Here is a 26,296-nt window from a genome sequence, read left to right as displayed (position 1 = left end):
GCGGCGAGGCGCTTGCCGCCGGTGACGGCCGCTGCGACAAGCGGGCATGGACATACGCCCTGAACGCCCTGCCGATGCGGCGGCCGTCGCGGTGCTGCTGACGCGGGCGTTCGGCGGCCCGAACGAAGCAGCGCTGGTTGCCCGGCTGCACGCCGACGGTGCCGCCGCGATCGCCCTCGTCGCCTGTATCGGTGGCGCTGTCGCCGGCCATATTCTGTTTTCGCCGATGATCGCGCCGATGCGGGCGCAGGCGCTGGCGCCGCTTGCCGTTGCGCCGGAGCACCAGCGCCGCGGGATCGGCGCGGCCCTGGTCCGGGCCGGAATGGCGCGGGCGGCGGCGGAGGGGTGCCAGGCGGTGTTCGTGCTGGGCGACCCGGCCTATTACCGCCGCTTCGGCTTCAGCGCCGAATCCGCACGCGGCTTTGCCTCACCCTATGCCGGGCCGCATCTGATGGTTGCGGCGCTCGTGGGCGGCAACCTGCCGGTGACCACGGGCGAGATCGTCCATGCACCGGCCTTTTCGGCGCTGTAGCTAGTCCTGCTGCTGGTCGCGGTAGCGCGGATGGCCGACGGCGACGCCGCCCGACAACCGCGACACCCACGGATAGCGCTCCGCCGCTTCCTGCGTGTAGCCGAGGTTGAACACCGTCGGGCTTTTCGGCCGGTCGCCGGACCGCTCGTACATCGTGCCGAACAGCCGGTCCCAGAAGAAATTGGTGATGCCGTAATTCCCGTCCTCGTCGTGGAAATGGTGCATCATGTGGCGCTGCTTCATCAGCGCAAGCTGCTTGTTCTTGGGCTTGTAGGACAGGTGCTGGATGCAGTGGCAGAATTCGTAGAAGCAGGTGGTCAGCAGGCCGGTCGCCATCGCCGCCGCCGCACCGCCGATGCCGCCGACCAGATAGCCGAACGGCGCCGTCACCAGCGCGATCGTCGGCAGCGTGGTGTGCAGCGCGCCGAACAGCACCTCCAGATGATTGGGGTCCTGATGATGGTCGTAATGGATACGCTTCCAGGTCGCGGCGAGCAGCGGCGACTTGAACATCCAGCGACTGTGCAGAACATAGCGGTGCAGCAGGTACCAGGCGAGGGGGTAGGCGAGGATCGACGCCGCGACCGCCACCGTCGTCGCCAGCAGCCCGGCCGGCTGCCACACCCAGACGCCGATCATCACCGCCGCCAGCGTCAGATAGGCGATGATCGCCGGATACTGGAAATAGGCGACGACCAACTCGCGGAAGGTCATCCGGTCCAGATGATGCGATCGCTTCCAGAAACCGGAAGCATTGGCGTCGGCAGTCTTCACGGGACGTTCCTTGTCATGCGCGTCGGGCGCTTCTGGCGGTGCAATGCGGCGGTTTTGCGACCGCCTCACCGATATGATGCCATATTCAGCCGCGGACAAGACGCAGCCGGCGGGCGATCGGGCCGAGCGCGCGGCGGTCCTCCCCGTTCAGGCCGGCGCGCAGGCCGATCCACAGTGCGGGAAAGAAGGCGATCAGCAGCAATGCCGCGCGCAGAGGCGCAGGCCGAGGCACGATAAACGCGAGGGTGACCAGCAGCAGCGCCGCCACCCCGGCGGCGGCCAGCGCCCGCCATGTGCCGCGATCGAATGCCGACAGCCCGTCGCTGATCCGCAGTTCGACGCTGGCCATCCACGCGATCAGCACCGTGCCGATGCTGACCGCGATCGCCATGCCGGTCGCCCCGTGAGAAGGGATCAGCCAGTAACCGAACGCCGCCCAGGCGAGGAAACCGGCAACGGTGTTGACCAGCGGCAGCAGACGGTGGCCGATCATTTCGATCACCGGCGTCGCCGGGCCGACGATGGTCTCCATCGCCCGGCCGAGGACGAGGATGACGAGCAGCGGCAGGCCGGCGATCGTGCCGGGCGCGAACGCGCTCAATATGTCGCGGCCGGTCAGGATCAGCAGCGTCGACAACGGCACGACGACCGCCACCGACAGCCGGGTCGAAAAGGCATAGAGCGGGGCGATGCCGGCACGGTCGACCGCCGCCTGCGCCGAGGCGAGCGGTGCCAGCACGTACTGGAACGCCTGGCGCACGATCAGTGGGATCGTCGCGATCTTGCGGGCGATGCCGAACAGGCCGGCGGCGGTCGCCCCCTTCGCGCCGGGCAGCACCAGGTTCAGGATCACCGGTGGCAGGTCGATGAACAGCCGGCGTGCGATGTTGGTCGGCAGCAGCGCGAAGCCGGTGATCAGCAATTCGCGACGCAACTCCGGGCTGGCGCGCACCGACAGCAGCAGCGACAGGTCGTAGTATCGGCCGAGCAGCCGCACCGCGAGCAGCGCGGTCAGGGTTAGCGACAGCAGGTGCGCGATAAGCAGGCCAAGGCTCTGGAAACCGACGGCGAACAGCAGCACGGCGAAGGCCAGCCGCGCCACTTGTTCCCAGAAGATCCGCAGCCGGATTTCCGGGCCGAAGGCGCGTCGCGCCCGCGCCGCCGACGTCGCCACTTCGATGAACGTCCACAGCGGCAGCGCCCAGGCGAACAGCGCGATGCCGAGCGGCAAAGTGGCGCGATCCGCCGCTGCCGTCTGGAGAAAGCCGGAAAGCGGTACCGCGAACAGGGTGACGACGAGGGCGATCGCTGTTGCCGGCAACACTGAAACGATCAGCGCGAAGCGGACGGCGGCATGGGCGCCGCGTTCGTCCTCGCGCGGCACGATGCGCTGCAGCGCCTGGGTCATCGACAGGTCGATGACGTTCTCGACGATGTTCACCACCGCCCACAGCACCGTGTAGATGCCGTAGGTGGCAATGCCGAACATCCAGGTGAAGGCGGGCTGGGAGACGACCTCGATCAGCGCGCCCAGTCGGGACAGGGCGGCCAGCCCGGCGCCTCGGGCAACGTCCCGGCGCCCGATGGTGCCGCTCATTCCTCTGTGCGGACCAGGACGGTTTCGCCGATCAGCAGGAATAGCAGGAAGGGCGCCCAGGCGGCCAGAAATGGCGGGTAGGCGCCGAGATTGCCCATCGCCAGCGCAAAATTATCGGCGACGAAATAGGCGAAGCCAAGCCCCATGCCGATCACCGCGCGCAGGAACAACTGGCCGGAGCGCGCCAGCCCGAAGCCGGCGACCGCGCCGAGCAATGGCATCAGCACCGACGACAGCGGGCCTGAGAATTTATGCCACAGGCTGGCCTCCAGCGCGTCGGTCGGTCGTCCGGCCGCCTTCAGGTCGTTCACCGCGGCGGCCAGTTCGGTGAAGGACAGCCCATCCGGGTCAACCCGGGTCAGGGTGAACTGGTCCGGCCTGACGCCGCGCGCGATCCGCGCCGTACCGAGCGTCTCTACCTCCCCGGTCGCGACGCTGAACCGCGATGCCTCGGTCAACTGCCAGCCGTTGGCGGCGCGGCGGGCTTCCTTGCCGCGAATGATCGCCGACAGGGCGCCGCTGGTCCGGTCATAGACAGTGACGCCGCTGAGGCGGGTAGCATCGCCGCGTCCCGACACCGTGTCGACATGGATCAAGTCGTCGCCCTCGCGCGCCCAGATGTTGGTCAGCACGCCGGTGCCGGGCGGCAGCGGACCGTAGTTCACTGCCTGCCAGCGGCTGAGCGTTGCGGTCGAGCGGGCGACAACCCGCTCGTTGAATGCAAAGGAGATGGCGGCGACACCGAGGCTGGCGACAATCAGCGGCGCCAGGATCTGGTGAGCCGAGAGGCCGGCGCTTTTCAGCGAGATGATCTCGCTGTTCTGGTTGAGCGTGGTCAGCGTGACCAGCGTGCCGAGCAGCACCGAGAAGGGCAGGAAGCGCGCGATGATCTGCGGTGTGCGTAGGCTGGCATAATACCATAGCTGGGCGTCGCCATTGCCGGGGTAGGCGAGAACGTCGCCGGATTCGCCGAGCAGGTCGAGCGCCAGCAGGACCAGGACGAGCGCCGCCAGCACCGAGAAGGTGCGGACGAGGAACATCCGCGCCATGTAAAGGGTGGTGGTGCGTGATGGAAAGAATTGGGTCTGCATCGCGGATCAGGCCCCCGTCGTCCGGCGTTTGCGGATGTGCAGCCAGCGCCGCACCGCACCGCCGATCTTGGCCGCGATCCGTTCCAGCCCGCCGATCGGCTGGCCGCCCGGAACATAGGCGATCTGCCGGTACATCCAGAAGATCAGTAGCGCGAACAACAGGAACGGCCCCCACAGCGCCAGCGCCGGATCGACCCGGCCGAGCGTGCCGATCGCCTCCCCATATTCGTTGATCTTGTGGTAGGTGACGACCATCACGATCGACAGGAAAACCCCTAGGGCGGATGACGAGCGTTTCGGCGGCACCGCCAGCGCCACCGCGAGCAACGGCAACAGCATCATCATCGCCACCTCCGCGACGCGGAAATGGAAATTGGCCCGGCTTTCGTTGCGCACGGCAAGGCTGGTATCCGGCGCGCCGCCGATGCGGACTAGTTCGGGGATGGTCAGTTCGCGATCGGCCTGGCCGCGGCCGCGGAAACTTTCGATCTTCGGTAGGTTGATCGGCAGGTCGTGCGACGAGAAACTAAGCACGCGGGGCGCGGCGAATTCCGGGGCATTGTTGACCAGCGTGCCGTTGGTCAGCCGCAGGATGATGACATTGGGGTCGTCGGTGGCGAGGAAGCGGCCGTGCTGCGCGGTCACCGCAACAGTGTTGCCATCCTTGCCCTCCGCCCGCACGAACAGGCCGGAAAGCTGGGTGCCGTTATCGCGGCTCTGCTCAACTCTGAGCGTCATCTTGCGGCCGAGATTGGTGAATTCGCCGACCTTGATCGAGGCGCCGAGCGCGCCCGAGCGCAGTTCGAACTGCAGCCCTTCATAGGCATAGCGGGCGTGCGGCTGGACGAAGCCGACGATCGCCAGATTCACCAGCGCGAGCCCGATCGCATACAGATAGGGCACGCGCAGCAGCCGGCCGTAGCTGAGGCCGAGCGCGCGCATCACGTCCAGTTCCGACGACATCGCGATCCGACGGAAGGCGAGGAGGATGCCCAGCATCAGCCCGATCGGGATGCCGAGCGACAGATATTCCGGAATCAGGTTGGCCAGCATCCGCCAGACGACGCTGACCGGTCCGCCTTCCTGCGCGACGAAGTCGAACAGGCGCAGCATCTTGTCGAGGACGAGCAGCATCGCGGCGATCACCAGCGTCCCGAACAGGGGCAGGGCGATCAGCCGGGCGATATAGCGGTCCATGGCGGTCAGCATTTCAGGATTTCGACGCCTCGCGACCATGTTTTGGCCGCAAACGCAGCCGATCTAGAACGGCATTGGGGGCACGCAATGCCTGCCGTCAGGCAGAGCCTATAGCTTCCAGGAGTGGCTTGGTCATGTCGAAATTCGCTTTCATCGCCGTCACCGCCGTTACGGCGATGGTTGCGCCGTTGGCGGAGGCGCATGCGGCGCCGTCGGGGCCGGATGCGGCGATCTGTTCGCGCGGCGGCGAACCGGCTGTCCTGGTCCGCGTGGACGGGTTCAAAGCACACACCGGCACGCTGCGTGTCCAGATCTATGGCGACAAGCCGGAGGATTTCCTGGCCAAGGGCCGCTGGCTGAAGCGGATCGAGGTGCCGGTGCCGGTGCGAGCCGGGCCGATGGAGGTGTGCGTCGGCCTGCCGCGGCCGGGCGCCTATGCCGTCGCCGTCCGGCACGACGTGAATGGCAACGGCAAGTCCGGCGACCGCAGCGACGGCGGTGGCTTCTCGCGCAATCCCGGCCTGTCGCTGCTCAGCCTGAAGCCGAATTACCGCGATGTCGTCATCACCGTCGGCGGGCAGCCGAAGCCGGTGGACGTGGTCCTCAATTATGTCCGGGGCCTGTCGATCGGGCCGATCAGGGAGGCTCGCTAGCCAGATGGTCAGTGTCGCGCTTCTGTCCAATCCCAAGTCGACGGGCAACCGCGCGCTATTGCCGAAGGTGCGCAGCTATTGCGCCCGCCACCCGGACATTTTCCATTATGAGGTCGAGCATGTCGACCAGATCGCCGACGCGATGCGTTCCATCGCCTGCGTCAATCCGCGCGTTCTGGTCATCAACGGCGGCGACGGCACGGTGCAGGCGGCGCTGACCGAACTGCACGCCGGCGACCATTTCAACGGCGCGCCGCCGCCGGTGGCGGTGCTGCCCAACGGCAAGACCAACTTGATCGCGCTCGACCTGGGCGCGCATGGTGACCCGCTGGCCGCGCTCGACCGGGTGGTGGAGATCGCCAAGGCGGATATGGCGCCGCATATCGTCCTGCGCGAGCTGATCGCCCTCAGCAATGGCGAGGAGGACGCCCGGCCGGTGCTCGGCATGTTCCTCGGCGGTGCCGGGCTGGCCGATGCGATGCTCTATTGCCGTAACAAGATCTACCCGCTCGGCCTGCCCAACGGGATCAGCCATGTGCTTGCCTTCCTGGCGGTTCTGGTCTCGCTGGTGTTCGGCAGCGCTGGATTTCTTCCTCCCCGCCCGCGCCCGATCAGTGTCTCGCTGATCCGCGAAGGGCAGATCAGCGGGCGCTTTACCCTTTTGATCGTCACCACGCTGGAACGGATGCTGTTCGGCAGCCGGACCGAAACCGGCGACGATGGCCGGCTGAAGCTGATGGCGGTGGATCAGAGCCCGATGGCGCTGCTGCGCGCCGCCTATGCCAGCCTGCTCGGCAGGCTGGGACGCGGGCTGCTGACCGGCGTGCATGTCGAGCGCGGTGACGAGATCCGCATCGACGGCGACCGGTCGAGCGTGATCCTCGACGGTGAACTGTTCGAGGCGCGGGTCGGCCAGCCGATCGTGCTACGCACCACCCAGCCGGTGTCCTTCGTCAAGCTGGCGGCCTGACACCGCCCCGCCGCCCATGACCTCGACCCCGATCGAGCGGCTGGTCGCGGCCGAGCTGGACAAGCCGGTCGATCCGCGCGCTGGCGCCGCCGCTGCCGCGATTGCCGCCCGCTTCCCCGGCGCGGCGCGGGCGGTGCTGTTCTACGGTTCCTGCCTGCGCAGTGGCGAGATCGACGGGCAGATGCTCGATTTCTACCTGATCGTATCCAGCTATAGCGCGGCCTATGGCGGCGGCTGGCTGGCATCGGCTAACCGGCTGATCCCGCCGAACGTCTTTCCGTTCGAGGCGGATGGAATCGCGGCCAAATATGCAGTGCTGAGCGAGGCGGATCTGGTTCGGCTGTGCCGACCGGATGCGGCGACGGTTTCGGTCTGGGCGCGCTTTGCCCAGCCGGTCCGGCTGGTCTGGCGGGCGGACCCGATGGCGGCGGAGGTCGTGGCGGCAGCGGTCGCCCAGGCGCCGGAAAGCCTGCTGGCACTGACCCCGGCGGAGGCGGCGGACGGGCCGCTCGACCGCTGGCGGCGCGGCTTTACATTGACCTACGGCGCCGAATTGCGCGCCGAGCGCGGCGATCGGCCCGGCGCGATCGTCGATTTTGCGCCGGACTGGTATCGTGCCCTGTCCGTCGCGCTGCCCGACGTCGCGCCGCTGCCCGGCCTCGACCGGCGCTGGCGCGGCCTGCGCCGGCGCGGTAAGGCGCTGACGCTGGTGCGGCTGGCCAAGGCGTCGCTGACCTTCGCCGGCGGCATCGATTATCTGGTGTGGAAGATCGGCCGCCATTCGGGCACGCCGATCGTGCTTCGCCCATGGCAACGGCGCTGGCCGATCCTCGGCGCGATCAGCCTGCTGCCCCGGCTGTTGCGATCCGGCTCGATCCGCTGACCGCCTCCGGCCGGGCACCGGCTGCCAGCGCTTTTTCGACCGCGCGAGCCAGCGCTGCCATTGTAAACGGCTTGCGCAGCACCTCATGCCCGCCAAAGGCGTCCGCCTTCTCGACCTCGCCGGCGAAGCCGGTGACGAACAGCACCGCGACATCGGGATAATCGGGGCGCAGGGCAGCGATCATGTCCGGCCCGGACACGCCCGGCATCACCACGTCGCTGACGATCAGCGCGACGTCGGGATGGGCGATCATCATCGCTGCCGCATCGGCGGAGTTGGCGCAGGGCACCGGCACATAGCCCAGTTCGGCAAGCGTTTCCGTCGTCGCGGCGAGGACACGCGGATCATCCTCGACCACCAGCACGCGCTGCGCCGCGCCGGCAGCGGTGACGGGGGTACCGGCTGGCCGCGCCGCCGGCGCCGGCCCGGCGTGGCGCGGCAGTAGCACCGTCACCGTGGTGCCCTCTCCGGGGGTGGAGGCAATATCGATGCCGCCGCGCGACTGGCGGACGAAACCGAATATCTGGCTAAGACCGAGGCCGGTGCCTTTGCCGGCCGGCTTGGTAGTGAAGAACGGCTCGAACACATGCTCCAGCACGTCGGGCGTCATCCCGCCGCCGTTGTCGATGACGCTGATCGTCGCGTAATCGCCGGCAGGCGTGTCCGGCCGCTCGCCAGCCACCAGCCGTTTCTGGCCGAGCGCGATGGTCAGCACACCTTCGCCGTCCATCGCGTCGCGAGCATTGACCGCCAGGTTGAGCAGAGCGTTCTCCAGCTGATGGGAATCGACCCAGATCAGCCAGGGCGGCCCGTTATCGTCGTTGCGGACGGTGACGGTGATCCGTTCACCCAGCGTGCGGTCGAGCAGGTCCGACATGCCCTGGATCAGCTGATGCGGATCGACGGCGCGGGGCAGCAGCGGCGCCGAACGGGCGAAGGACAGCAGCCGGCGGGTGAGGGCGGCGGCACGCTTGGCACCGTCCATCGCGCTGTCAATATGGCGGGCGGCCTCGGCGGTGTTGTCGCTCAGCCGCCGCCCCGCCAGTTCCAGTCCGCCGACGACAACCGCCAGCATATTGTTGAAATCATGGGCTATACCACCAGTCAGCTGGCCGACAACCTCCATTTTCTGGACTTGGCGAAGCTGCGCCTCCGCCTGCTTTCGCTCCGCCGCTTCCGCCAGGAGCCGCCGGTTCGCGTCGCGCAACTCTTCGGTGCGGGCACGTACCGCCTCCTCCATCTCGTCGGCGTGGCGAGACACTTCTTCGGTATCGCGGCGGGCAAGACGGCGCTGCGCCAGCGCCTCCAGCGTCGCCCAGCCGAGCAGGATCGCGCCGATCACCGCCGCGATGCCGAACAGCGACAGCGTCTTGGCCAACCGGTTGGAATAGGCGATCGAGCGGGCCGCCACGCCGTTGCGCTGGTCGAGGACCGACGCCTCGTTGGCGATGATCTTCTCAAGCGTGGTCGAAAGCTGTTCCAGGCTGCGCGCCTGCCCGGCCTGGTAGTATTTGGACAGCGCGTTCCAGCCCTGGCCGTAATTGGTGCGCAGCGCGGTTTCGGACAGTTGCTGCCCGCGCTCGCGATAGATGCCGCGCAGCGTCGCGATCAGCGCGGTGTGTTCCGCATTGTCGCGGGTGACGGTGTCGAGCCGGTCGATGATCGTCCCGGCCCGACGCCATTCGTCGTAATAGAAGCGGCCGACCTGCTTGTCGCCGCTGACCACGAAGCGGCCGAGCGCCGCCTCCGCCCGCGTCATCGTGCTTTCCAGCGTGCGGGCGAGGATCATCACCTCGAAGCTGTGGCGCTGGGCGGCGAGGGCGCGGTCGCGGTCGCGGTTGGACATGGCGACCATGACGATCAGGACAACGAGGGCAACCGCCGCAGCAACGCCGCCGATCGCGAGCAGGACCTGGCGCCAGCCGATCGATGTCGTTTCCCCGCCGTTAGCCGGAAGCGCGTCTTCGTCCATCAATCAGGGTCCAAAAGGCCATCGCCTTTCGATATCCTACACAGCCGGCGCGATAACGCCAACCGCGCGGCCCGCCGCCGCGAACATGCCAAGGATCTGCTCGACCTGCTCGGCGGAGTGCTCCGCGCACAGCGAGCAGCGCAGCAGGAATGTGCCGGCCGGCGTCGCCGGCGGCCGCGCCATGTTGACGTAGAGGCCAAGCTCCAGCAGCGCCGCCCACATGCCGACCGCCTGCTCCTGATCGGGCAGCATCACCGCGATGATCGCCGATTGCGGCGTTTCCGTCCCCAGCGTGAAGCCCAGTTCGCGCAGGCCGCCGTGCAGGCGCCGGCTGTTTTCCCACAGATGCTGCCGCTTGTTGCCGGCGTGCATCAGCTTGCGGATCGACGCGGCGGCGGTCGCCACCACCGACGGCGGCAGCGAGGCGGTGAACACATAGGGTCGGCAGACCAGCCGTAGCACCTCGAACTTCGGGTGGTTGGATACGCAGAAGCCGCCGACCGTGCCGACCGACTTGGAGAAGGTGCCGACGACGAAATCGACATCGTCCTCGACCCCGGCCTCCTCGAACACGCCGCGACCGTTGGGGCCGAAAAAGCCCATGCCGTGTGCCTCATCGCACAGGATCATCGCGCCGTGCTTCTTGGCGACGGCGACCATCTCCTTCAGCGGGGCGATGTCGCCGACCATCGAATAGACGCCTTCGAGCACGACCAGCTTGCCGGCCTCGGCGGGCAGCCGGCCGAGCCGCTTGTCGAGGTCTTCGACCGAATTGTGGCGGAAGCGGACGATCTCCGCGTTGCCGAGCGCGCAGCCGTCATAGATCGACGCGTGGCTGTCGGCGTCGAGGATGATGTATTCGCCCTTGCCGGCCAGCGTCGACATCATCCCCAGATTGGCCTGATAGCCGGTCGAGAACACCATCGCGTGGCGGGTGCCGTAGAAGGCTTTCAGCGCCTCCTCGCATTCCTTGTGACCCTGATAGGTGCCGTTCAGCACCCGGCTGCCGGTGGTGCCGGACCCGAAAGCGTCGAGCGCGTCCTTGCCCGCCTGGATCACGTCCGGGTCGAAGGTCATGCCCATATAATTATAGGTACCGAGCAGGATCGTCTCCTTGCCCTTGATGACGGCAAGGGTGGGCGATTTCACCTCGTCCATCACGATCGAGAACGGATCGCGCACGCCGGTGTCGAGCAGCGCCTGCCGCTCCGCGATCAGCGGATCGAATTTGGAAAGCAGATCGGTCATTTCGGTGTCCCTGGGCGCGGCCGGGTGGCGCGCATTGTCATTCAGCCCCTCAGCTTCGCGACCGCGTCGACAAGCTGGCCGACGGTTTCGATTTCCGCCTGCATGTTCATCGTGATGATGATGTCGAACTCGTCCTCGATGGCGGCGACGAAATCCATCACGGTCAAGCTGTCCCACTCCAGATCGCCGGCGAAGGTCGTCGTCTCCGTCAGCGCGATGCCCTTCTTGTTGAACGGCGCGATCTGGGCGGCAATCGTGTCGAATATCTGTGCGCGGTCGGTCATCGTCCGTCCTTAAAGGGGATGGTCGCGGCTTGCCAAGGGATTGCGGCAGCGATGGGGCAGGATCGCGATGTGCTACAGCAGCCGGGCGGCGCGGTAGGCATTGGCCGTCGCTTTCAGTCCGATCAGCGTCGCGATATGCGGCTGCCAGATGGCGACGGGCGGTCGCTGCGCCGGGTCGATCACCCAGTCGGGGTGGCAGAAATAGGCGGCGCGGTCGGGCGTCAGCTTGGCCCGCCCGCGCCGGATCAGCCGGTCGGCGCGGGCAGCGAGGCGAAGCAGGCCGGGCGGGGCATGGACAGCGGCGGCGCGGCGGCCGACGGCGGCGGCGATCGCCTCGGCGAACTCGGCATGGCTCCAACCGCCGGGGCGGCCGTCATCGGCCTCGAACACCCGGGTCAGCGTCTCCTCGCTTTCCGGGACCAGCGACAACAGCAGCCGTGACAGGTCGCTTACCTCTATGACCGAGATGCGGCCGGGCGGCGGCAGCAGGATCAGCCGCCGCTTCGCCATGCGGAACAGCTCCAGCAGCTCCAGGTCGCCGGGGCCGTAGACGGCGGGTGGGCGCACCGCCGTCCAGTCCAGGCCGCTCGCTGCGACGATCTGCTCGGCCCGCGCCTTCGACCAGCCATAGTCGGACAGCTCCGGCTCGCGCGCCGCCAGCGACGAGACATGGACGAAGCGCCGCACCCCGGCCGCCTTCGTCGCCTCGACCATCGCCAGCGTGCCCTCGGCGTTGCCGGCGGCGAAGCCGGCACGGTCGCGGGCGTTGACGACGCCGGCAACGTGGATCACCGCGTCCGCCCCTTCCACCAGCCGCTTCAGGCTGTCCGGCCGGTCGAGGGCGCCGTCGATCCAGTTGACGCCCTTCAACGCCTCCTGCGGACGCCGGGTCAGGGCGCTGACCGGGTGGCCGCGCCGGGCGGCGTGGCGGATCAGCGTCGACCCGACGAAGCCGGTGCCGCCGGTGATCGCCAGCGTTGGGCGGGGCGGCTTCACAGGAGCACCAGATGGTCGCGGTGGACGAGGGCGGAGCGCGGGGCGTGGCCGAGCAGGTCGGCCAGTTCGCCGCTGCGCCGCCCGGCGATCAGCGCCGCCTCCGCCGCCGGGTATTCGGCCAGCCCACGCGCGACCGCGGCGCCGTCCGGCCCGACGATGTCGACGACCTGGCCGCGTTCGAACCGCCCTTCGACACCGACCGCGCCGGCGGGAAGCAGGCTCTTGCCGACGCGCAGCGCGGCAACCGCGCCGGCGTCGACGCGGATGCGCCCGCGCGCGGTCAGCCGGCCGCCGAGCCAGCCCTGCCGCGCCCGTGCCCGGCCGCTGGCGACGAACAACGTGCCGCGCCCATCGGCGGCGAAGGCGGCGAGCGGGTTGGCGCGGGTCCCGGAGGTGATGGCAAGTGCGATGCCGGCGCGGGTGGCGATCTCCGCCGCCTGCAGCTTTGACGCCATGCCGCCGGAACCCATGCCCGATCCGCTATCGGCGCCGGCCATCGCCCGGATCTGATCGTCGACCGCCTCAACCCGTTTGACCAGCTTCGCGCTCGGGTCGCGACCGGGGTTGGCGGTGAACAGGCCATCGACGTCGGACAGCAGGATCACCCCGTCGGCGCCCGCCGCCTGGCCGACCCGCGCCGCCAGCCGATCATTGTCGCCGAAGCGTATTTCGGCGGTGGCAACGCTGTCGTTCTCGTTGATCACCGGCACCGCGCCCAGACTGAGCAGCCGGCCTAGGGTGGCGCTGGCGTTCAGGTAGCGGCGTCGATCCTCGAGGTCGTCGAGGGTGACGAGCATCTGCGCGGCGGTCAGCCCGCGCGCGCCGAGCAGTTCGGCCCAGGCCTGCGACAGGGCGATCTGGCCGACCGCCGCCGCCGCCTGCGCGTCCTCCAGGCTGGCGCGGCCGCCCTTGGCCAGCGCCAGCCGGCGCGCGCCGAGCGCGATCGCGCCGGACGAGACGATGACCAGCCGCTGCCCGGCGGCGTGGCGCGCGGCGAGGTCGTCGGCCAGCCCGGCCAGCCACTCCCGCCGTACCGCGCCTTCGCGGTCGACGAGCAGCGACGAGCCGATCTTGACCACCAGCCGCGGGCAAGCGCCTGGTGTGAACGGCATGCTGGTATCGCTCACAGCGGCGACCATTCACCGTCGGTTTCGCCGTCGGCGGCCGGGTCGTCCGCCACCGGCGGGGGCAGGGCGGCCTCCAGCCGGTCGAGTACCGCCTCCAGGCCGATGCCGGCGGCGCCGGACAGCGGCAGTATTTCAGCGCCGCTGGCCGCCGCCAGCTCGGCGCTGAGCGCGGCGATCAGCTCGGCATCGAGCAGGTCGACCTTGTTCAGCGCGATCACCTCCGGCTTGTCGGGCAGACCGGCGCCGTAGCGAGCCAGTTCCTCGCGGACGATGCGATAGGCCTCGGCCGGATCCTCGCTCTCCGCGTCGACAAGGTGGAGCAGCACCTGGCAGCGCTCGATATGGCCGAGGAAGCGGTCGCCGATCCCGGCGCCTTCCGCCGCGCCCTCGATCAGGCCGGGGATGTCGGCGACGACGAATTCGCGCTGGTGGCGGCTGACGACGCCGAGCTGCGGGCGCGTGGTGGTGAAAGCATAGGCGCCCACCTTGGCGCGGGCATTGGTGACCGCGTTGATGAAGGTCGATTTGCCGGCGTTGGGCAGGCCGACGAGCCCGACATCGGCAAGCAACTTCAGCCGCAACCAGACCCACATCTCCTCGCCCGGCCAGCCAGTGCCGTGCTGGCGCGGCGCGCGGTTGGTCGATGTCTTGTAGCTGAGGTTGCCGCGCCCGCCGTCACCGCCCTTCAGCAGCACGACGCGCTGGCCGGCGCGGGTGAAATCGGCCAGCACATGCTCCCTGTTTTCCGACAGCACCTGCGTGCCGACCGGAACCTTGATGATCAGGTCCGGGCCACCGGCACCAGTCCGGTTGCTGCCGGAACCGCCATTGCCACGCAGGGCGCGGAAATGCTGAGTGTAACGGAAATCGATCAGCGTGTTCAGGCCGGGCACCGCTTCGAACACAATGTCGCCGCCCTTGCCGCCGTTGCCGCCGTCCGGTCCGCCGAATTCGATGAACTTCTCGCGCCGGAAGCTGACGGCGCCCCCGCCACCGGCACCGGACCGGATGAAAATCTTGGCTTGATCGAGGAAGTGCATCGCCGGGTGCCTAGAGCATTTCGGGCGCGCACGGAACTGGCCGCCGCCCCGGAAAGGAAATGGGGGTGGGAAAGGGGGTCGCGCCGCCCCCTAGGCGACAACATCCGCCGCGCCCAGCCCCGTCTCGGCGAGTTGGCGCAGCGCCAACTCGCGCGCCTTGCCGCGCGGCAGGCCGAGCGCGCGGGCCATCGGCGCGCCGAGCAGTGCGTCGCCCAGCGCCATCAATACCAGCGACAGCGTCCGTTCGGCGACGAAGGCATGGCCGTGCTCGACCGACAGATCCTCGACCAACTGGCGGATCGCGTCGAGGATCGGGTCAAGCGCCTCATGACTGCCCGACAGGATCATCCATGATGCCAGCGCGCCGGCCCCCTCCTTGTCGAACGCATCGAAGGTCAAATCGACGATCTCGTCCGGTTCCGCGTCGCCGCGCCGTTCGCGCAGCACCGCCTCGCCGATGCTGAGCGTAACCGTTTCGGCCAGGTGCTGCGCCAGCGCTTTCTGCAGGCCGGCGGCCGAGCCGAAATGGTGGAGCAGGTTGGCGTGGGTGCGCCCGACCCGCGCCGCAACCGCTTTCAGCGTCACCGCCTGCGGCCCCGCTTCGATCAGCAGCGCGCGTGCTGCTACCAGCGCCGCAGCGCGGCTTTCCTCAGGCGATAGCCTCTTTCTCACTATTGACATTTATGTAAACAAAAACCAGATTGTTGCAAGCAACGGAGCCGATAGCATGGCGCAGGACAAAACACCCGTCGACTTGACGATCACCCCGCGTGATCGGCGTTTCGGGCGCGGGATGGCGCAGAAGCGCTGGTGGATGAACGGCGACCCGATCGGCACCGCCTTCTACAACGCGCTATCGATCACCTTTCCGCGCGGCGAGGCGTTCTTCATCGAATCGGTGAAGGCATTCCGCGACGGCGCGTCGCCGAAGCTGGAACGCGAGATCAAGGCGTTCACCATGCAGGAGGTGATGCACAGCCGCGAGCATGTCGCGTTCAACAAGCGGGTGACCGACGCCGGCTACGATGTTTCCGTGCTGGAGGACCGGGTCACCGAATCGCTGGATATGACCAGGGACCGGCCGCAGATCCTGAACCTCGCGGTGACGATGGCGCTGGAGCATTACACCGCGATGATGGCGGCGATGATCCTGCGCAGCGACCTGTTCGAGGGCGCCGACCCCGAAATCGCCGAGATGTGGCGCTGGCATGCGGTCGAGGAGATCGAGCACAAGGGCGTCGCCTACGACACCTGGATGCATGCGACCCGCGACTGGAGCGCGTGGAAGCGGTGGAAAGTCCGCTCGATCATGATGCTGCTTGTTACCCGTGAATTCTGGATTCGTCGGGTGCAGGGCATGCTCCACCTGTTGCGGCAGGACGGGATTATCGGCGCCCGCGCCTATTGGGGGATCGCTCGCTACCTGATTGGCAGCCCTGGTGTGCTGCGTCGGCTGGTACCGGCGTGGATCGCCTATTTCATGCCGGGTTTCCACCCGTGGAATCATGACGACCGGGCGCTGATCCGTCTGGCCGACAGCGCCTACGAAGCCGCGCTGATGCCCAGCGCCGCCTGAACAGCGAAGCGCCGCCCCGGCCTGGGCCGGGACGGCGCCGCTTCCCGCTCGACAGCCGGTTCAGGCGCTGGCGGGCTTGTCGTCATTGTCGTTGTTGATAACGGCCAGAACGACGATCGCCGCAATGCCGGCGGCCAGCGCCAGCGCGATCACATTGCCGCCCGCGGCTTCGCTCGTCTGGGCCACAGGCGCCGCCGTGCGCGCGCCGGTGACGGACAGGCGGCTGGCGCTGGTCCCGGCGGCCAGCGCCGGGCTGGCGGCGAGCATCGCCGCAGCGGCGGCAAGGGCGGAAAAACGGAATTTCGACATCGACTGAACTCCAACGCTTGTAAAACAGGCAAAAAAAGCAACGAATGCGGTCGCGCCGGGGTTCCCCGATCAGGCGGCCTTCAGCTGCGGCATGTCCCCGTCACAGGGCATTCCGTCGCCTTCGCTGATATAGCGCCGGCTGGGAGCCGCCTCGCCCCGCCCGGCGCTGAAGCGCGGGGCAGGGCACCCGATCGGGCGGAAGCCGAGCTTGTGCAACACCCGCCCGGCGGCCGGATTGTCGACGAAGTGGACGGCCTCGATCGCCGACAGGCGTAGCGTATCGCGTGCCGCTGCCAGCATTGCCTGGCCGGCCTCTGTCGCATAGCCGAGGCCCCAGAACCGCCGCGCGACCCAGAAACCCAGTTCAATCCGTCCGTCAGCGGCCGGGTGCAGTCCGACGCCCCCGACCAGACGTGGGGCGCCGTGGGTGCGCGCGAACATCAGGCAGGTGGGCAGGGGCGTATCGGCGCCGGCAAGAAAGGCCTGCGCGTCGGTCAGCCGGTACGGCCAGGGCGCTCGCGCTAGGTTGCGCACCACCGCCGGTTCGGCGATCGCGGCATGCAGGGCCGGCGCGTCCTCGGCCCAGCCGGGCCGCAGCAGCAGTCTATCGGTCCGCGCGAACATATCTCTCTCCAAATTCCGGCGCCGCCATGCCAGCCGGGCATGACAGCGGTGCGACAGGGATTTGAGGGAGATATGCAAAAAGGGAGCGGGGGCTACCCGTCTCCCTCTACACCTGCCGCAGCAGGCTTTCGGGTCGCCCCCAGGACGACCCGATAACCGGTTCGTCCGCTATTCGGCCGCCTCGGCCATAATATCCACGGATACGTATTTGCGGCCGAGCTTGCCTTCGTGGAACGCCACGCGGCCAGCGGTCAGCGCAAACAAGGTATGATCCTTGCCGATGCCGACATTACGGCCCGGATAGACGCGGGTGCCGCGCTGGCGCACGATGATGTTGCCGCCAACGACTTCCTGGCCGCCATACTTCTTCACGCCAAGGCGACGGCCAGCGGAATCACGACCGTTGCGCGACGAGCCGCCTGCTTTCTTGTGTGCCATTGCCCGTTACTCCTTATCAGCCGCCGGCTTCTTCGCCGGGGCCTTCTTTGCCGGAGCCTTCTTCGCCTCGACGGGCGCCGCGGTTTCCGCGGCGGCCTCGGCCTTGGCGGGGGCGGCCGGCTTGTCTTCGGCGGCGGCCTTCTTCGGCGCTGCCTTCTTCTTTTCCTCGCCGATCGCGACGATCTTCAGGATCGTCAGCTGCTGGCGATGGCCGTTGCGGCGCCGGTAGTTATGCCGGCGACGTTTCTTGAAGACGATGACCTTCTCGCCCTTCGCCTGCGCGACGATCTCGGCCGAAACGGTCAGTCCGTCGGTGGGCTTCAGCTCAGCGCCGTCCCCCGCCAGCAGCACATCGCCGAGCGCGATGGTGTCGCCCGCCTCACCGGCAAGCTTCTCGACGACGATCTTGTCTCCTGCGGCAACGCGATATTGCTTGCCGCCCGTGCGCACGACTGCGAACATGGCTCTCATCACTTCTTCAAGACTGAGTTCCGCGACCAAGCGCAAGCCCGGCGCGGAAAGCAGGCCCGCTACGGGACAAGCGGCTGGTTGTCAACCATGGAAGGCCGCTTTCCCGCCGAACCCGGCCGTCGCGCGCCGCCATCCTTGACGATCGCGGCCGACCGCCGCAAAGGCCGCCGATGCCCAGAAACGCCGCCGGCGATCGCGCCCGGCGCCGCTCGCGATCCCGGTCCGAGATGCGCGACTTCCTCTACTTCCTCGTCAAGCTCGCGCTTGTCGTGTTCGTCGTGCGCAGCTTCGTCGTCGCGCCGTTCACCATCCCGTCGGAATCGATGCAGCCGCGCCTGCTGATCGGCGACTATCTGCTCGCCGCCAAATGGCCCTACGGCTATTCGCGCTACAGCCTGCCGTTCGACGTGCCGCTGCTGCCGCGCCGCGTGCTGGCCGCCCAGCCGGAGCGCGGCGACGTCGTCATCTTCCGCGCGCCGCCAAGCAACCAGCGCGACTATATCAAGCGGGTGATCGGCCTGCCGGGCGACAGCGTGCAACTGCGCGGCGGGCGCGTCATTCTGAACGGCCGGCGGCTACCGCGCGAGCGGATCGCGGATCTGGTGGTGCCGGCCAGTCCCAACAGTCCGTGCTTCTCCACCCTGTACAGCGAGCCGGCGGCGGGTGGCGGCGGCGCCTGCCGCTATCCCCGCTACCGGGAGACGCTGCCCGGCGGGCGTAGTTACGAGACGCTCGACATCGGCGTAACCGGGGTCGACGATACGCCGGTGTTCAACGTGCCGGTGGGGCATATGTTCGTCATGGGCGACAACCGCGATCGCAGCGAGGATAGCCGGGTCGCGACCGATGCCGGCGGCATCGGGCTGGTCCCGCAGGACAATCTGGTCGGCCGGGCGCTGGTCGTCGTCTATTCGACCGACGGTTCCGCCAGTCCGGTCCGGCCGTGGACCTGGTGGCCGGCTGTACGGGCCGAACGGATCGGGGGGCGATTCTGATGAGCGGCGATCTGACCACCTGGCTGGCCGCCGCGCTCGGCTATCGGCCCGTTGACGAGGCGCTGTTCCGGCGCGCGCTGACCCATGGCAGCCGGGAAGCGGAGGATTACCAGCGACTGGAGTTTCTTGGCGACCGGGTGCTGGGGCTGATCGTCGCGCGCTGGCTTTATGCCCGCTTCCCGGACGAACCGGAAGGCAACCTATCCCGCCGGCTGAACCTGCTGGTCTCCGGCGAGACCTGCGCCAAAATCGCGCGGGAGATCGGCGTCGGCCCGCACCTGCGCCTCGGCAAGCAGGCGCGCGACGACGGGGCGATGGAAAGCGACCATGTGCTGGGCGACGTGGTCGAGGCGCTGATCGGCGCCCTCTATCTGGACGGCGGGTTTGCCGCCGCCGACGGCTTCGTTCGCGCCGCCTGGGGTGAGCGGATCGCCCGCGAACGGGCGCCCCAGCACCCAAAATCGGCGCTGCAGGAATGGGCTGCCGCCAACCGCCGCAAGCCGCCGGTCTACGCGCTGGCCGGGCGCTCCGGCCCCCACCATTCGCCGCGCTTCACCGTTGCCGTCTCGATCAAGGGTGCGGGAGAAACGCAGGCGGAGGGCAGTTCCAAGCAGGAGGCGGAGACGGCGGCCGCGCGCGCTCTGCTCGCGATGTTGACCGGCGGCGAGGGGGGTGAGCGATGAGCGGCGGCCCATCCTGCGGGTTGGTCGCCGTCGTCGGCGCGCCCAATGCGGGCAAGTCGACGCTGGTCAACGCACTGGTTGGCCAGAAAGTGGCGATCGTCAGCCCGAAGGCGCAGACGACGCGGACCCGCCTGCTCGGCGTTGCGATCGCCGGGGAGGCGCAGATCATGCTGGTCGACACGCCCGGCATCTTCGAGCCGCGCCGCCGCCTCGACCGGGCGATGGTCGCCGCCGCTTGGAGCGGTGCGGAGGATGCCGACCTGATCGCGCTGGTCGTCGACGCGCGCGCCGGCCTGGGCCCGAAGGTGATGGCGATCGTCGAGGCACTGGCCAGGCGCCGGGAACCGAAGCTGCTGGTGTTGAACAAGGTCGACATCGCGGCAAAGGACAAGCTGCTCGTCCATGCCGAGCGGCTGAGTGCGGCGTTGCCGTTCGATGCGGTGTTCATGGTCAGCGCGGCGACCGGCGACGGCATCGTCGACCTGAAGCGGGAACTGGCGGAGCGGATGCCGCCCGGCCCATGGCATTTCCCGGAAGATCAGGTGTCCGACGCCACCGACCGGATGCTCGCCGCCGAGGTGACACGCGAGCAGATCTTCCTCCAACTCCACGCCGAGCTGCCCTATGCCAGCGTCGTCGAGACCGAGCAATATCGGGAACAGGACGACGGATCGGTCGAGATCCACCAGCAAATTCTGGTCGCGCGGCCGACCCAGCGAGCAATCGTGCTCGGCAAGGGCGGCCAGCGCATCCGCGAGATCGGCGCTCGCGCCCGTGCCGAGCTGATGCAGTTGCTCGGCCGCCGCGTCCACCTCTATCTGCACGTCAAGGTCAAGCCCGACTGGGATGAGGACCGCGCGGTCTATCGCGACATCGGCCTCGACTGGACGGAGTAGGGGGCCGGCCGACGGCGGCCGTCCGCCTTACCGGATCAGGCGAAATTCTCGGTCCGCAGCCACGGCATGCCGCCGCGGCTGTCATGGCCCAGTTGCAGATAGGGGTTGCCGGATGCCTCGTGCGCGGTGCCGAAGCCAGAGCCGAAACCGGGCAGGGCATGGCCGATCAGCCCGCCGATCCCCGCCGCCGCCAGGCTCTCGCCGATACCGGCGGTCACCGCATGCTGTATGTCCTGCGGGCTCGGTGTTTCCGGCGTTGCATCGCGGCTGTCGGCGGCGTCGATCACGTTCAGCGCCCTGGACAGCGACAGTGTGGTGGCCGCGCGTGAACTCGGCGACAGCATCAGGTCCTGCAGCGCGTGGATGATCGCGGTGCCGAACAGGCTACCCGCATTGTGCCCGACCACCGGTAGGGTCGGCTCGGGCGTGGGCGTGGGTTCCGGCGTTGGAGTCGGCTCCGGTGTCGGGGTTGGTTCTGGCGTCGGCTCAGGCGTGGGCGTGGGTTCGGGCGTTGGAGTTGGCTCCGGTGTCGGGGTTGGTTCCGGCGTCGGCTCGGGCGTGGGCTCCGGGGTCGGCGTTGAATCCGGCTTCGACGCCGGTGTCTCGGGTGCTGACTCCGTCGGGCGATGATAGCCGTAGCCGGCAACCAGCAGGTCGGCGATCGTCGTCCCGGCCCCTGCGAACAGGTTGGGGATCAGCGCCGTAGCATCGGCGTTGCCGTTCAACAGCAGGTTGCCGTCGGTGACCAGGTCGGTGGAGCTCTGGTTCAGGATCTTGTCGGCGACATTGTGGCTGACCGTGCTGTTCGTCAGGCGATCGACCAGGATCCAGTACATCTTGCTGTCATCGCCAGGCGAGGCGACCGTATTGCCGATGATCCGGACATTGTCACCGTGATAGACGGCGATGCCATGATACTGGTCGGCCGAAAACAACAGATTGTTCTGGATCAGCACGTTCGAATAGGGCAGCGTACCGACCTCGTCGGCCATGAAAATACCCTGCGGGCCGACGCCACTACCTTGTAGCATAACGTTGTTGGTAATGACGATGTTCGACGAACCGATAGTCTGCCCATTGGTCCAGAACTGGATCGTGTCTGGGTGATCGCCGGCTACCGGAAAAAAGTCGGTGAAGGTATTGCCATCTATTAGAACGTTGCTCACCGCGCTGAAGTCGGCGGCGTCGCTGCGGACGGTGTGGACGAAATTATTCTGGAAGACGATGTCGTTGGTCTTGTCGAAGATCACGCCGCGGACGACGTCACTGATCTCGGAATTGGTGATGCTGATCTGGCTGGAACGCGCCACATACATGCCCCAGGCATCGTTCGAAACGTCTCCGTCCGTTGAGGTATGGATGTGGACGTCGTTGAAGCTGATGTTGCTCGACCCGTCGACCCGGTTGATCTGGGTATAGTCCGGCTCGCCCGCCTGGAGCGCGCGGCCCATGTCGATGCCGTCGAATGCCATGTTGGCGACGTTGAGCAGCTTGATGCCGTCGAAATGGACCGAATCCCCGGCGCTGGCGGCCTTGATGGTCACCGTGTCGAGGAAGCTGCGGTTGGACAAGGACAGCGTGCCGTAATCGCCCGCGGCGAGAATGAAGGTCTCACCGCCCTTGGCGTGGCTCAGCGCGTCGAGCAGCGCGGCCCGGCCGTTGATTTGAATTTCGTCCACTCGCGACCCCCACTCGTCGACCGATTGCGAGGTCGACGCATCTGTTGAGGGTTTGGGATTTACCGTGGTGAGCATTATATATCGGTTCATTTCAATAGTTAATTTCCAGAAACCAATTAACTTGGTTGAAAGCAGGCAATATTCCGCCGCCGTCACAATTGGATTCCAATTGCGGCGTTGGTTAACGATCAGGATTTTCAAGAAATAATTAGGCGGTATTATTGAATTTAGGTCGGCACACCCAATTCATTTCGGTAGCGTTGTCCATTCCGAGCAATTTGACTTGATTTATCTCGTTCGGATTGGCGGGTTGACGCAAGTAAAATATGGTAAACGACGGCGAGTCGCCGGCCTTTCGGGGCGAAGCGTTGGCGACGCGATCCTATCAGGGAACTTTCCGGTGCGGCGCGGTTACGCCGGCTGGTCAGTAGGCGGTGCGCTGAAACGCCAGCGATACCGCGGTGCGGGCCATGATGTAGATATCCAGGCCGACCGACCAGTTCTCGATGTAATAGAGGTCGTGCTCCAGCCGACGGAGCAGCTTCTCCTCGGTGTCGGTCTCGCCGCGCCAGCCATGCACCTGCGCCCAGCCGGTGATTCCCGGCTTCACCTTGTGGCGGGCCGCGTAATGGCCGACGACTTCGGAGAACAGCCGCTGGCCGGCGCGGGTCGAGGGGGCGTGCGGGCGCGGGCCGACTAGTGACATCTCGCCGGTCATCACGTTGAACAGTTGCGGCAGCTCGTCGATGCTGGTTCGGCGCAGGAAGCGCCCGACGCGGGTGACGCGCGGGTCGTCACGGGTCGCCTGGACGATTGCGTCGGCCTCGCAGCGGTCGATCCGCATCGACCGGAATTTCCAGATGCGGAAGTGGCGGTTGTTGAAGCCCTCGCGCTCCTGGCGGAAGAACACCGGGCCGCGGCTGTCGAGCTTGATCGCGATTGCGGTCAGCAGCAGCAGCGGCGCCAGCAGGATCAGTGCTACGCTGGCGAACGCCAGATCCTCGACCTTCTTGACGATCTGGTCGAAGCCGGAGATCGGCCGTTCGAACAACGTCATCACCGGCAGGTCGCCGAGCAGCACCACCTGTCGCTGGGCAAAGGCGAAGCTGGCCAGGTCAGGCGCCAGGCGGATGCGGACCGGGGTGATCGCCAGTTCGCCGACAATCTCCTGCAGCCGCGATTCCGCCGACCAGGGCAGGGCGACGATGACCTGGTCGACATTGCCGCGCCGGATCAGGTCGATCAGGTCGTGCAGGTTGCCGCGCAGCGCCAGCGCGGTTTCGCGTTCCGGCAGGCGGTCGGGCATACGGTCGTCGAAGAAGCCGACCAGGTCGATGGTCAGCTTCTCGTTGCCGCTGATGTAGCGGGCAAGCCGGTCGCCCTGGGCGGCCGCACCGAAGATCGCCACCCGCTGGTTGAACACGCCGCGCCGCTTCATCCGCAGCATCCAGGCGGTACCGGCCGCACGGACGACGAGCAGCGCGATGCCACCGATCGCGAACCAGGCAAGTGCCCAGCCGCGCGAATAGTCGCCCGACACCTTCAGCAGGAAGCCGAGGGTGAGCAGGAAGATCGACGTTGCCGTCCACGCGGTCATCACCCGCGCCCATGCCGCCCGTGCGGAGAAGCGCACGTCAACGTCGTAGCAGCCAGTGATCTCCGCCAGCCCACCGAAGAACAACGTCGCGATCAGCGCGGTGTTGACGTAGGCGGACCTCATCCCGTCCGGGATGAAATCGAGGGTGAGCAGTGCCGCCGCTGCTGCCGCCGCCGGAATGGTCAGCAGTTCGGCGATGCGCATCAGGAAAGTCGTCAGGTCGAGCAGGACTGGCGTGCGCGGTGGCAGGTCCGATATCGGCGCGTGCGCCGGCGCCGGTGCCGGCGGATGCGCAGCCGATGGATCGGTAGCGGCGGGCTCCAGCCCGATGCGGTCGGTGTCCGGCATCGCGGGGTCAGCCTAGACCCAGGCGCCGTGCCAGTTCCTGCGCCTTCTCGGTGGTGATCAGGGCGGCTCGCATGTCGGGGCGCATCGCCCGAACCATCGCGGCGGCAAAACGCTCGTTCAGTTCGGTCGCGGCGTTCGCGTCGGTCAGGCCGTTGGACAGGCGGACCAGCACGCCGTCGGGAATCCTGCCCTGAAAGGCGGTGCGCAGCTTCATCACTCGCTGCTCGTTGCCGTCGACCGGCAGATATTCGCCGATCCGGGTCCAGTAGCTGATATGTTCGACCCGGTCGGGGGTCGACGCGGTCAGCCGCCGGCCGGGGACGGACAGGCCGGGGGCCAGCGCCACCTCCGTCCGCGTGCTGTCGGACACCTGGAATCCGAAGGCCGGGTAGCAGACCTCCGGCCGGTGCAACTGCAGCGTGTCGCTCTGCGTGTCGCCATAGGCGATCAGCAGCATCACGTAGTTGCGCTCGTCGAGCACGTAGAGCCGCGATACCTGCTCCGAATACAGCTTGGCGGCTAGGCTGTTGTCGCTTTCCGGCGCGATGATGGCGTTGCTGTCCATCTTCCGCCAGCCGGCGAAGCTCTCGGGGATCGCGTCGGCGATCTTGCGGCCGTGGACCAGCGACATGCGGTCGCGCGGGCGCAGCGCGTGCGCGCTGCCGGCCGCGACGAGGCAGGCACCGCCGATCAGGACGTCGCGCCGGTTCATGCTGCGCTCTCCCGGGTCAGCGCCTTGCGGAGCGGGGTCATCAGGCTGTCGGCGGCGAAGATGCCGAGCAGCGCCGTCACGAACATGATCAGCCCGGCGGTCGAGTGCAGGAAGCCCTGCGCCGCCTCATTGCCCAGGTAATAGGTGATCAGCACCAGCGCGATCACCCGCACCAGGTTGGCGAGCAGCGCCGCCGGGATAACCCACAGCATGAGCAACAGCGAATAACGCCACGACGCATTGTGGAGGATGTAGATGTAGAACAGGCTGATCGCGGTCAGGCTGATAAGCGAATTGAGCCCGGCGCAGGCATCCTCGACCAGCAACTGGTATTGGGCGATGTAGAGGACGACGCCTTCGCGGATGATTGGATAGCCGGCCGCCGACAGCAGCCAGGTGGCGCTGTGCGAGACGTAGGATTTCAGCGGTGCGGTCAGCGAATCCACCACCCAGCCTGGGATCGGCACGACGAAGAACAGGTAGAGAATCGGAAACCACATGCGCTTCGTCGCCTCGAAGCCGAACAGCGCATAGAACAGCACGACGAACTGCAGAATCAGCGCGCCGACCTCGATCGCCAGGAAATCGAACGCCCGGCCGAACACATAGGCGAGCAGGGCGAAGGCGGTGCCGGCGGCGACCAGCACGCCATTGCCGGGCGTGCGGATCGCCTGCAATTCGTGCCAGCGCCGGGCGAACAGCCAGATGCCGGTGGCAAGGATGATCGGTCCGTGGACGCCGGCGTCGGTCGACCAGGTCTGCTCGCCGAGCGAGATCAGTGTCGGGATCAGCAGCGCCAGCAGCCCGATCGCCAGCGGCCAATGCGCGGCGAGCAGCGGGAAGGGGGTGCGCGGGGCGGGAACGGCCGCTTCCATCAAAAATCGTTCAGCACGGTGCCGACGACCGCCGAACGATCGGCGCGGAGCAGTCGCGCCAGCGTCTGGATGTCGGAATAATGCGTCTGGTGCTTGCGCGCGACGATCGCGCTGTAGCCGGCGACGGTAGCGACGCGTTGCGCGTCGGTGCAGGTATTGGCCGGTGTGGTGTCGAGGATGGTCAGCTGGAACTGGCGCAGCAACTGATCGACCAGCGTGCGGAAACGATCGCTGGACAGCAACTCCTGCGGGTTGGCGGGGCGGTTGCCGGCCGGCAGCACCGACAGGTTCGGCAGCACGTCGCCATGGATGATCTGCGCCATGTGGGTCGCGTCGTCGCCGAGAAGCTCCGCCAGGCCGGGTTCGTGCTCGCCGATGCCGCACAGTTCGGCGACGCCGGGATTACGCAGGTCGCAGTCGACGATCACCGTCGGGATGCCGATCTGCGCCATCGCCACTGCGAGGTTGAACGCGACGAAAGTGCAGCCCGATTCGGTCGACGGGGTGCAGAAGGCGATCGCGCGCCGGCCCTCGCGGACATGCTGCGCGACGATGCGCGTACGCAGGCCGCGAATGGCCTCCGCTTCCAGCCCGGTCGGGTCGGACAGCATGACCGACGCGATATGGTACTCGCGGTCGGCCTCGGCGGCTTCGCGCGCGGCCTCGGCGTCGATGTCCGGGGCAGCCGCGTCGTGGTCGGCTTCGTCGGTCATAACGGACTCGCTCACG

The 26,296-nt window shown here is 67.6% G+C and carries 28 protein-coding genes; 8 read left to right on the top strand and 20 right to left on the bottom strand.

Translation table 11 applies throughout. The annotated features are described in order from the left end of the window. The first annotated feature begins 46 nt into the window (after positions 1–46). A complete protein-coding gene (locus E4A53_RS03265; RefSeq protein WP_136161679.1) occupies positions 47–532 on the top strand; it encodes a GNAT family N-acetyltransferase in 486 nt (161 codons plus the stop codon). On the opposite strand, the gene E4A53_RS03260 is transcribed toward E4A53_RS03265, so the two are convergent. The 4 genes from E4A53_RS03260 to lptF form a co-directional block, all read right to left on the bottom strand. Then, the gene (locus E4A53_RS03260; protein ID WP_420822597.1) at positions 533–1,306 is read right to left on the bottom strand and encodes a sterol desaturase family protein; all 774 of its coding nucleotides are present in this window, start codon (positions 1,304–1,306) and stop codon (positions 533–535) included. Positions 1,307–1,391: 85 nt separating this feature from the next. Beyond that, on the bottom strand, positions 1,392–2,903 hold the full coding sequence (locus E4A53_RS03255; protein ID WP_136161678.1) for a lipopolysaccharide biosynthesis protein: 1,512 nt from the start codon (positions 2,901–2,903) through the stop codon (positions 1,392–1,394). Continuing rightward, positions 2,900–3,994 (bottom strand): LPS export ABC transporter permease LptG, encoded by a 1,095-nt coding sequence (gene lptG, locus E4A53_RS03250; protein ID WP_136161677.1) that lies wholly within the window; start codon positions 3,992–3,994, stop codon positions 2,900–2,902. Before lptG ends, E4A53_RS03255 begins: the two co-directional genes overlap by 4 nt. A gap of 6 nt (positions 3,995–4,000) precedes the next feature. Beyond that, positions 4,001–5,203, bottom strand: a complete 1,203-nt coding sequence (gene lptF, locus E4A53_RS03245) for an LPS export ABC transporter permease LptF (protein WP_136161676.1) — start codon at positions 5,201–5,203, stop codon at positions 4,001–4,003. Between the two features lie 122 nt (positions 5,204–5,325). Here lptF and E4A53_RS03240 point away from each other — a divergent pair, with 122 nt between their 5' ends. From E4A53_RS03240 to E4A53_RS03230, 3 genes are read left to right on the top strand one after another with little or no spacing between them, the layout of a single operon-like run. After that, entirely contained in the window at positions 5,326–5,844 is a 519-nt protein-coding gene (locus E4A53_RS03240; protein WP_136161675.1) for a DUF2141 domain-containing protein, read from the top strand. A gap of 4 nt (positions 5,845–5,848) precedes the next feature. After that, a complete protein-coding gene (locus E4A53_RS03235) occupies positions 5,849–6,814 on the top strand; it encodes a diacylglycerol/lipid kinase family protein (protein ID WP_136161674.1) in 966 nt (321 codons plus the stop codon). Between the two features lie 16 nt (positions 6,815–6,830). Continuing rightward, entirely contained in the window at positions 6,831–7,697 is an 867-nt protein-coding gene (locus E4A53_RS03230) for a hypothetical protein (protein WP_136161673.1), read from the top strand. On the opposite strand, the gene E4A53_RS03225 is transcribed toward E4A53_RS03230, so the two are convergent. The 7 genes from E4A53_RS03225 to E4A53_RS03195 all read right to left on the bottom strand — a co-directional run bounded on the left by E4A53_RS03225 (position 7,654) and on the right by E4A53_RS03195 (position 15,045). Beyond that, positions 7,654–9,669 (bottom strand): ATP-binding protein, encoded by a 2,016-nt coding sequence (locus tag E4A53_RS03225; RefSeq protein ID WP_136161672.1) that lies wholly within the window; start codon positions 9,667–9,669, stop codon positions 7,654–7,656. The two genes, E4A53_RS03230 and E4A53_RS03225, sit on opposite strands and share 44 nt — an antisense overlap. Before the next feature lie 36 nt (positions 9,670–9,705). After that, complete coding sequence (gene spt / locus E4A53_RS03220) at positions 9,706–10,917, bottom strand: serine palmitoyltransferase (protein ID WP_136161671.1); 1,212 nt, start codon at positions 10,915–10,917, stop codon at positions 9,706–9,708. A gap of 41 nt (positions 10,918–10,958) precedes the next feature. Beyond that, positions 10,959–11,201 carry an acyl carrier protein gene (locus tag E4A53_RS03215; protein WP_136161670.1) on the bottom strand — a complete coding sequence of 81 codons (243 nt, stop codon included), beginning with the start codon at positions 11,199–11,201 and terminating at the stop codon, positions 10,959–10,961. A gap of 72 nt (positions 11,202–11,273) precedes the next feature. Next, entirely contained in the window at positions 11,274–12,197 is a 924-nt protein-coding gene (locus E4A53_RS03210) for an NAD-dependent epimerase/dehydratase family protein (RefSeq protein ID WP_239018106.1), read from the bottom strand. Further along, a complete protein-coding gene (gene proB, locus E4A53_RS03205; protein ID WP_420822596.1) occupies positions 12,194–13,309 on the bottom strand; it encodes a glutamate 5-kinase in 1,116 nt (371 codons plus the stop codon). The genes E4A53_RS03210 and proB overlap by 4 nt, the downstream gene beginning before the upstream one ends. A gap of 11 nt (positions 13,310–13,320) precedes the next feature. After that, positions 13,321–14,364, bottom strand: coding sequence for a GTPase ObgE (gene obgE, locus E4A53_RS03200; protein ID WP_136161668.1), 1,044 nt, complete (start codon positions 14,362–14,364; stop codon positions 13,321–13,323). A 90-nt stretch (positions 14,365–14,454) separates the two neighbouring features. After that, positions 14,455–15,045 carry a TetR family transcriptional regulator gene (locus tag E4A53_RS03195; protein ID WP_136161667.1) on the bottom strand — a complete coding sequence of 197 codons (591 nt, stop codon included), beginning with the start codon at positions 15,043–15,045 and terminating at the stop codon, positions 14,455–14,457. A gap of 46 nt (positions 15,046–15,091) precedes the next feature. On the opposite strand from E4A53_RS03195, the gene E4A53_RS03190 reads away from it, so the two are divergent. Further along, complete coding sequence (locus E4A53_RS03190) at positions 15,092–15,940, top strand: metal-dependent hydrolase (RefSeq protein ID WP_136161666.1); 849 nt, start codon at positions 15,092–15,094, stop codon at positions 15,938–15,940. Positions 15,941–16,000: 60 nt separating this feature from the next. Here E4A53_RS03190 and E4A53_RS03185 read toward each other — a convergent pair whose 3' ends face one another. The 4 genes from E4A53_RS03185 to rplU all read right to left on the bottom strand — a co-directional run bounded on the left by E4A53_RS03185 (position 16,001) and on the right by rplU (position 17,773). After that, positions 16,001–16,249, bottom strand: a complete 249-nt coding sequence (locus tag E4A53_RS03185) for a hypothetical protein (RefSeq protein ID WP_136161665.1) — start codon at positions 16,247–16,249, stop codon at positions 16,001–16,003. 69 nt (positions 16,250–16,318) lie between these two features. Next, on the bottom strand, positions 16,319–16,873 hold the full coding sequence (locus E4A53_RS03180; RefSeq protein WP_136161664.1) for a GNAT family N-acetyltransferase: 555 nt from the start codon (positions 16,871–16,873) through the stop codon (positions 16,319–16,321). A 168-nt stretch (positions 16,874–17,041) separates the two neighbouring features. After that, positions 17,042–17,311 (bottom strand): 50S ribosomal protein L27, encoded by a 270-nt coding sequence (gene rpmA, locus E4A53_RS03175; protein WP_136161663.1) that lies wholly within the window; start codon positions 17,309–17,311, stop codon positions 17,042–17,044. Positions 17,312–17,317: 6 nt separating this feature from the next. After that, on the bottom strand, positions 17,318–17,773 hold the full coding sequence (gene rplU / locus E4A53_RS03170; RefSeq protein WP_136161662.1) for a 50S ribosomal protein L21: 456 nt from the start codon (positions 17,771–17,773) through the stop codon (positions 17,318–17,320). A gap of 236 nt (positions 17,774–18,009) precedes the next feature. Here rplU and lepB point away from each other — a divergent pair, with 236 nt between their 5' ends. From lepB to era, 3 genes are read left to right on the top strand one after another with little or no spacing between them, the layout of a single operon-like run. Further along, positions 18,010–18,777 (top strand): signal peptidase I, encoded by a 768-nt coding sequence (lepB, locus tag E4A53_RS03165; RefSeq protein WP_239018105.1) that lies wholly within the window; start codon positions 18,010–18,012, stop codon positions 18,775–18,777. After that, a complete protein-coding gene (rnc, locus tag E4A53_RS03160; RefSeq protein ID WP_136161660.1) occupies positions 18,777–19,460 on the top strand; it encodes a ribonuclease III in 684 nt (227 codons plus the stop codon). Before lepB ends, rnc begins: the two co-directional genes overlap by 1 nt. After that, complete coding sequence (gene era / locus E4A53_RS03155) at positions 19,457–20,356, top strand: GTPase Era (RefSeq protein ID WP_136161659.1); 900 nt, start codon at positions 19,457–19,459, stop codon at positions 20,354–20,356. Before rnc ends, era begins: the two co-directional genes overlap by 4 nt. Before the next feature lie 35 nt (positions 20,357–20,391). Here the strand turns inward: era and E4A53_RS03150 are convergent, their stop codons facing one another. From E4A53_RS03150 to E4A53_RS03130, 5 genes are all read right to left on the bottom strand, one after another. Further along, positions 20,392–22,236, bottom strand: coding sequence for a right-handed parallel beta-helix repeat-containing protein (locus E4A53_RS03150; protein WP_136161658.1), 1,845 nt, complete (start codon positions 22,234–22,236; stop codon positions 20,392–20,394). A gap of 223 nt (positions 22,237–22,459) precedes the next feature. Next, positions 22,460–23,980, bottom strand: coding sequence for an undecaprenyl-phosphate glucose phosphotransferase (locus E4A53_RS03145; protein WP_136161657.1), 1,521 nt, complete (start codon positions 23,978–23,980; stop codon positions 22,460–22,462). Between the two features lie 7 nt (positions 23,981–23,987). Next, the gene (gene epsI / locus E4A53_RS03140; RefSeq protein WP_136161656.1) at positions 23,988–24,692 is read right to left on the bottom strand and encodes an exosortase-associated protein EpsI, V-type; all 705 of its coding nucleotides are present in this window, start codon (positions 24,690–24,692) and stop codon (positions 23,988–23,990) included. After that, entirely contained in the window at positions 24,689–25,567 is an 879-nt protein-coding gene (gene xrtV, locus E4A53_RS03135) for an exosortase V (protein ID WP_168694301.1), read from the bottom strand. The genes epsI and xrtV overlap by 4 nt, the downstream gene beginning before the upstream one ends. Beyond that, entirely contained in the window at positions 25,567–26,295 is a 729-nt protein-coding gene (locus E4A53_RS03130) for a CpsD/CapB family tyrosine-protein kinase (protein ID WP_136161655.1), read from the bottom strand. Before E4A53_RS03130 ends, xrtV begins: the two co-directional genes overlap by 1 nt. Position 26,296: the final 1 nt, after the last annotated feature.

The sequence above is a fragment of the Sphingomonas flavalba genome (assembly GCF_004796535.1).
In the GTDB taxonomy this organism is placed as follows: Bacteria; Pseudomonadota; Alphaproteobacteria; order Sphingomonadales; family Sphingomonadaceae; genus Sphingomonas_L; species Sphingomonas_L flavalba.
This window is presented reverse-complemented; position numbering and strand designations above follow the sequence as displayed.

What these genes read in the sequence shown, in the direction of transcription:
- epsI (WP_136161656.1), bottom strand. Translation starts at nt 24,692, where the DNA reads ATGAACCGGCGCGACGTCCTGATCGGCGGTGCCTGCCTCGTCGCGGCC.
- E4A53_RS03255 (WP_136161678.1), bottom strand. Translation starts at nt 2,903, where the DNA reads ATGAGCGGCACCATCGGGCGCCGGGACGTTGCCCGAGGCGCCGGGCTG.
- E4A53_RS03230 (WP_136161673.1), top strand. Translation starts at nt 6,831, where the DNA reads ATGACCTCGACCCCGATCGAGCGGCTGGTCGCGGCCGAGCTGGACAAG.
- E4A53_RS03215 (WP_136161670.1), bottom strand. Translation starts at nt 11,201, where the DNA reads ATGACCGACCGCGCACAGATATTCGACACGATTGCCGCCCAGATCGCG.
- spt (WP_136161671.1), bottom strand. Translation starts at nt 10,917, where the DNA reads ATGACCGATCTGCTTTCCAAATTCGATCCGCTGATCGCGGAGCGGCAG.
- rnc (WP_136161660.1), top strand. Translation starts at nt 18,777, where the DNA reads ATGAGCGGCGATCTGACCACCTGGCTGGCCGCCGCGCTCGGCTATCGG.
- lptF (WP_136161676.1), bottom strand. Translation starts at nt 5,203, where the DNA reads ATGCTGACCGCCATGGACCGCTATATCGCCCGGCTGATCGCCCTGCCC.
- E4A53_RS03145 (WP_136161657.1), bottom strand. Translation starts at nt 23,980, where the DNA reads ATGCCGGACACCGACCGCATCGGGCTGGAGCCCGCCGCTACCGATCCA.
- rpmA (WP_136161663.1), bottom strand. Translation starts at nt 17,311, where the DNA reads ATGGCACACAAGAAAGCAGGCGGCTCGTCGCGCAACGGTCGTGATTCC.
- E4A53_RS03265 (WP_136161679.1), top strand. Translation starts at nt 47, where the DNA reads ATGGACATACGCCCTGAACGCCCTGCCGATGCGGCGGCCGTCGCGGTG.
- lepB (WP_239018105.1), top strand. Translation starts at nt 18,010, where the DNA reads ATGCGCGACTTCCTCTACTTCCTCGTCAAGCTCGCGCTTGTCGTGTTC.
- E4A53_RS03240 (WP_136161675.1), top strand. Translation starts at nt 5,326, where the DNA reads ATGTCGAAATTCGCTTTCATCGCCGTCACCGCCGTTACGGCGATGGTT.
- xrtV (WP_168694301.1), bottom strand. Translation starts at nt 25,567, where the DNA reads ATGGAAGCGGCCGTTCCCGCCCCGCGCACCCCCTTCCCGCTGCTCGCC.
- E4A53_RS03190 (WP_136161666.1), top strand. Translation starts at nt 15,092, where the DNA reads ATGGCGCAGGACAAAACACCCGTCGACTTGACGATCACCCCGCGTGAT.
- E4A53_RS03225 (WP_136161672.1), bottom strand. Translation starts at nt 9,669, where the DNA reads ATGGACGAAGACGCGCTTCCGGCTAACGGCGGGGAAACGACATCGATC.
- E4A53_RS03185 (WP_136161665.1), bottom strand. Translation starts at nt 16,249, where the DNA reads ATGTCGAAATTCCGTTTTTCCGCCCTTGCCGCCGCTGCGGCGATGCTC.
- proB (WP_420822596.1), bottom strand. Translation starts at nt 13,309, where the DNA reads ATGCCGTTCACACCAGGCGCTTGCCCGCGGCTGGTGGTCAAGATCGGC.
- E4A53_RS03195 (WP_136161667.1), bottom strand. Translation starts at nt 15,045, where the DNA reads ATGTCAATAGTGAGAAAGAGGCTATCGCCTGAGGAAAGCCGCGCTGCG.
- E4A53_RS03235 (WP_136161674.1), top strand. Translation starts at nt 5,849, where the DNA reads ATGGTCAGTGTCGCGCTTCTGTCCAATCCCAAGTCGACGGGCAACCGC.
- era (WP_136161659.1), top strand. Translation starts at nt 19,457, where the DNA reads ATGAGCGGCGGCCCATCCTGCGGGTTGGTCGCCGTCGTCGGCGCGCCC.
- E4A53_RS03180 (WP_136161664.1), bottom strand. Translation starts at nt 16,873, where the DNA reads ATGTTCGCGCGGACCGATAGACTGCTGCTGCGGCCCGGCTGGGCCGAG.
- obgE (WP_136161668.1), bottom strand. Translation starts at nt 14,364, where the DNA reads ATGCACTTCCTCGATCAAGCCAAGATTTTCATCCGGTCCGGTGCCGGT.
- lptG (WP_136161677.1), bottom strand. Translation starts at nt 3,994, where the DNA reads ATGCAGACCCAATTCTTTCCATCACGCACCACCACCCTTTACATGGCG.
- rplU (WP_136161662.1), bottom strand. Translation starts at nt 17,773, where the DNA reads ATGTTCGCAGTCGTGCGCACGGGCGGCAAGCAATATCGCGTTGCCGCA.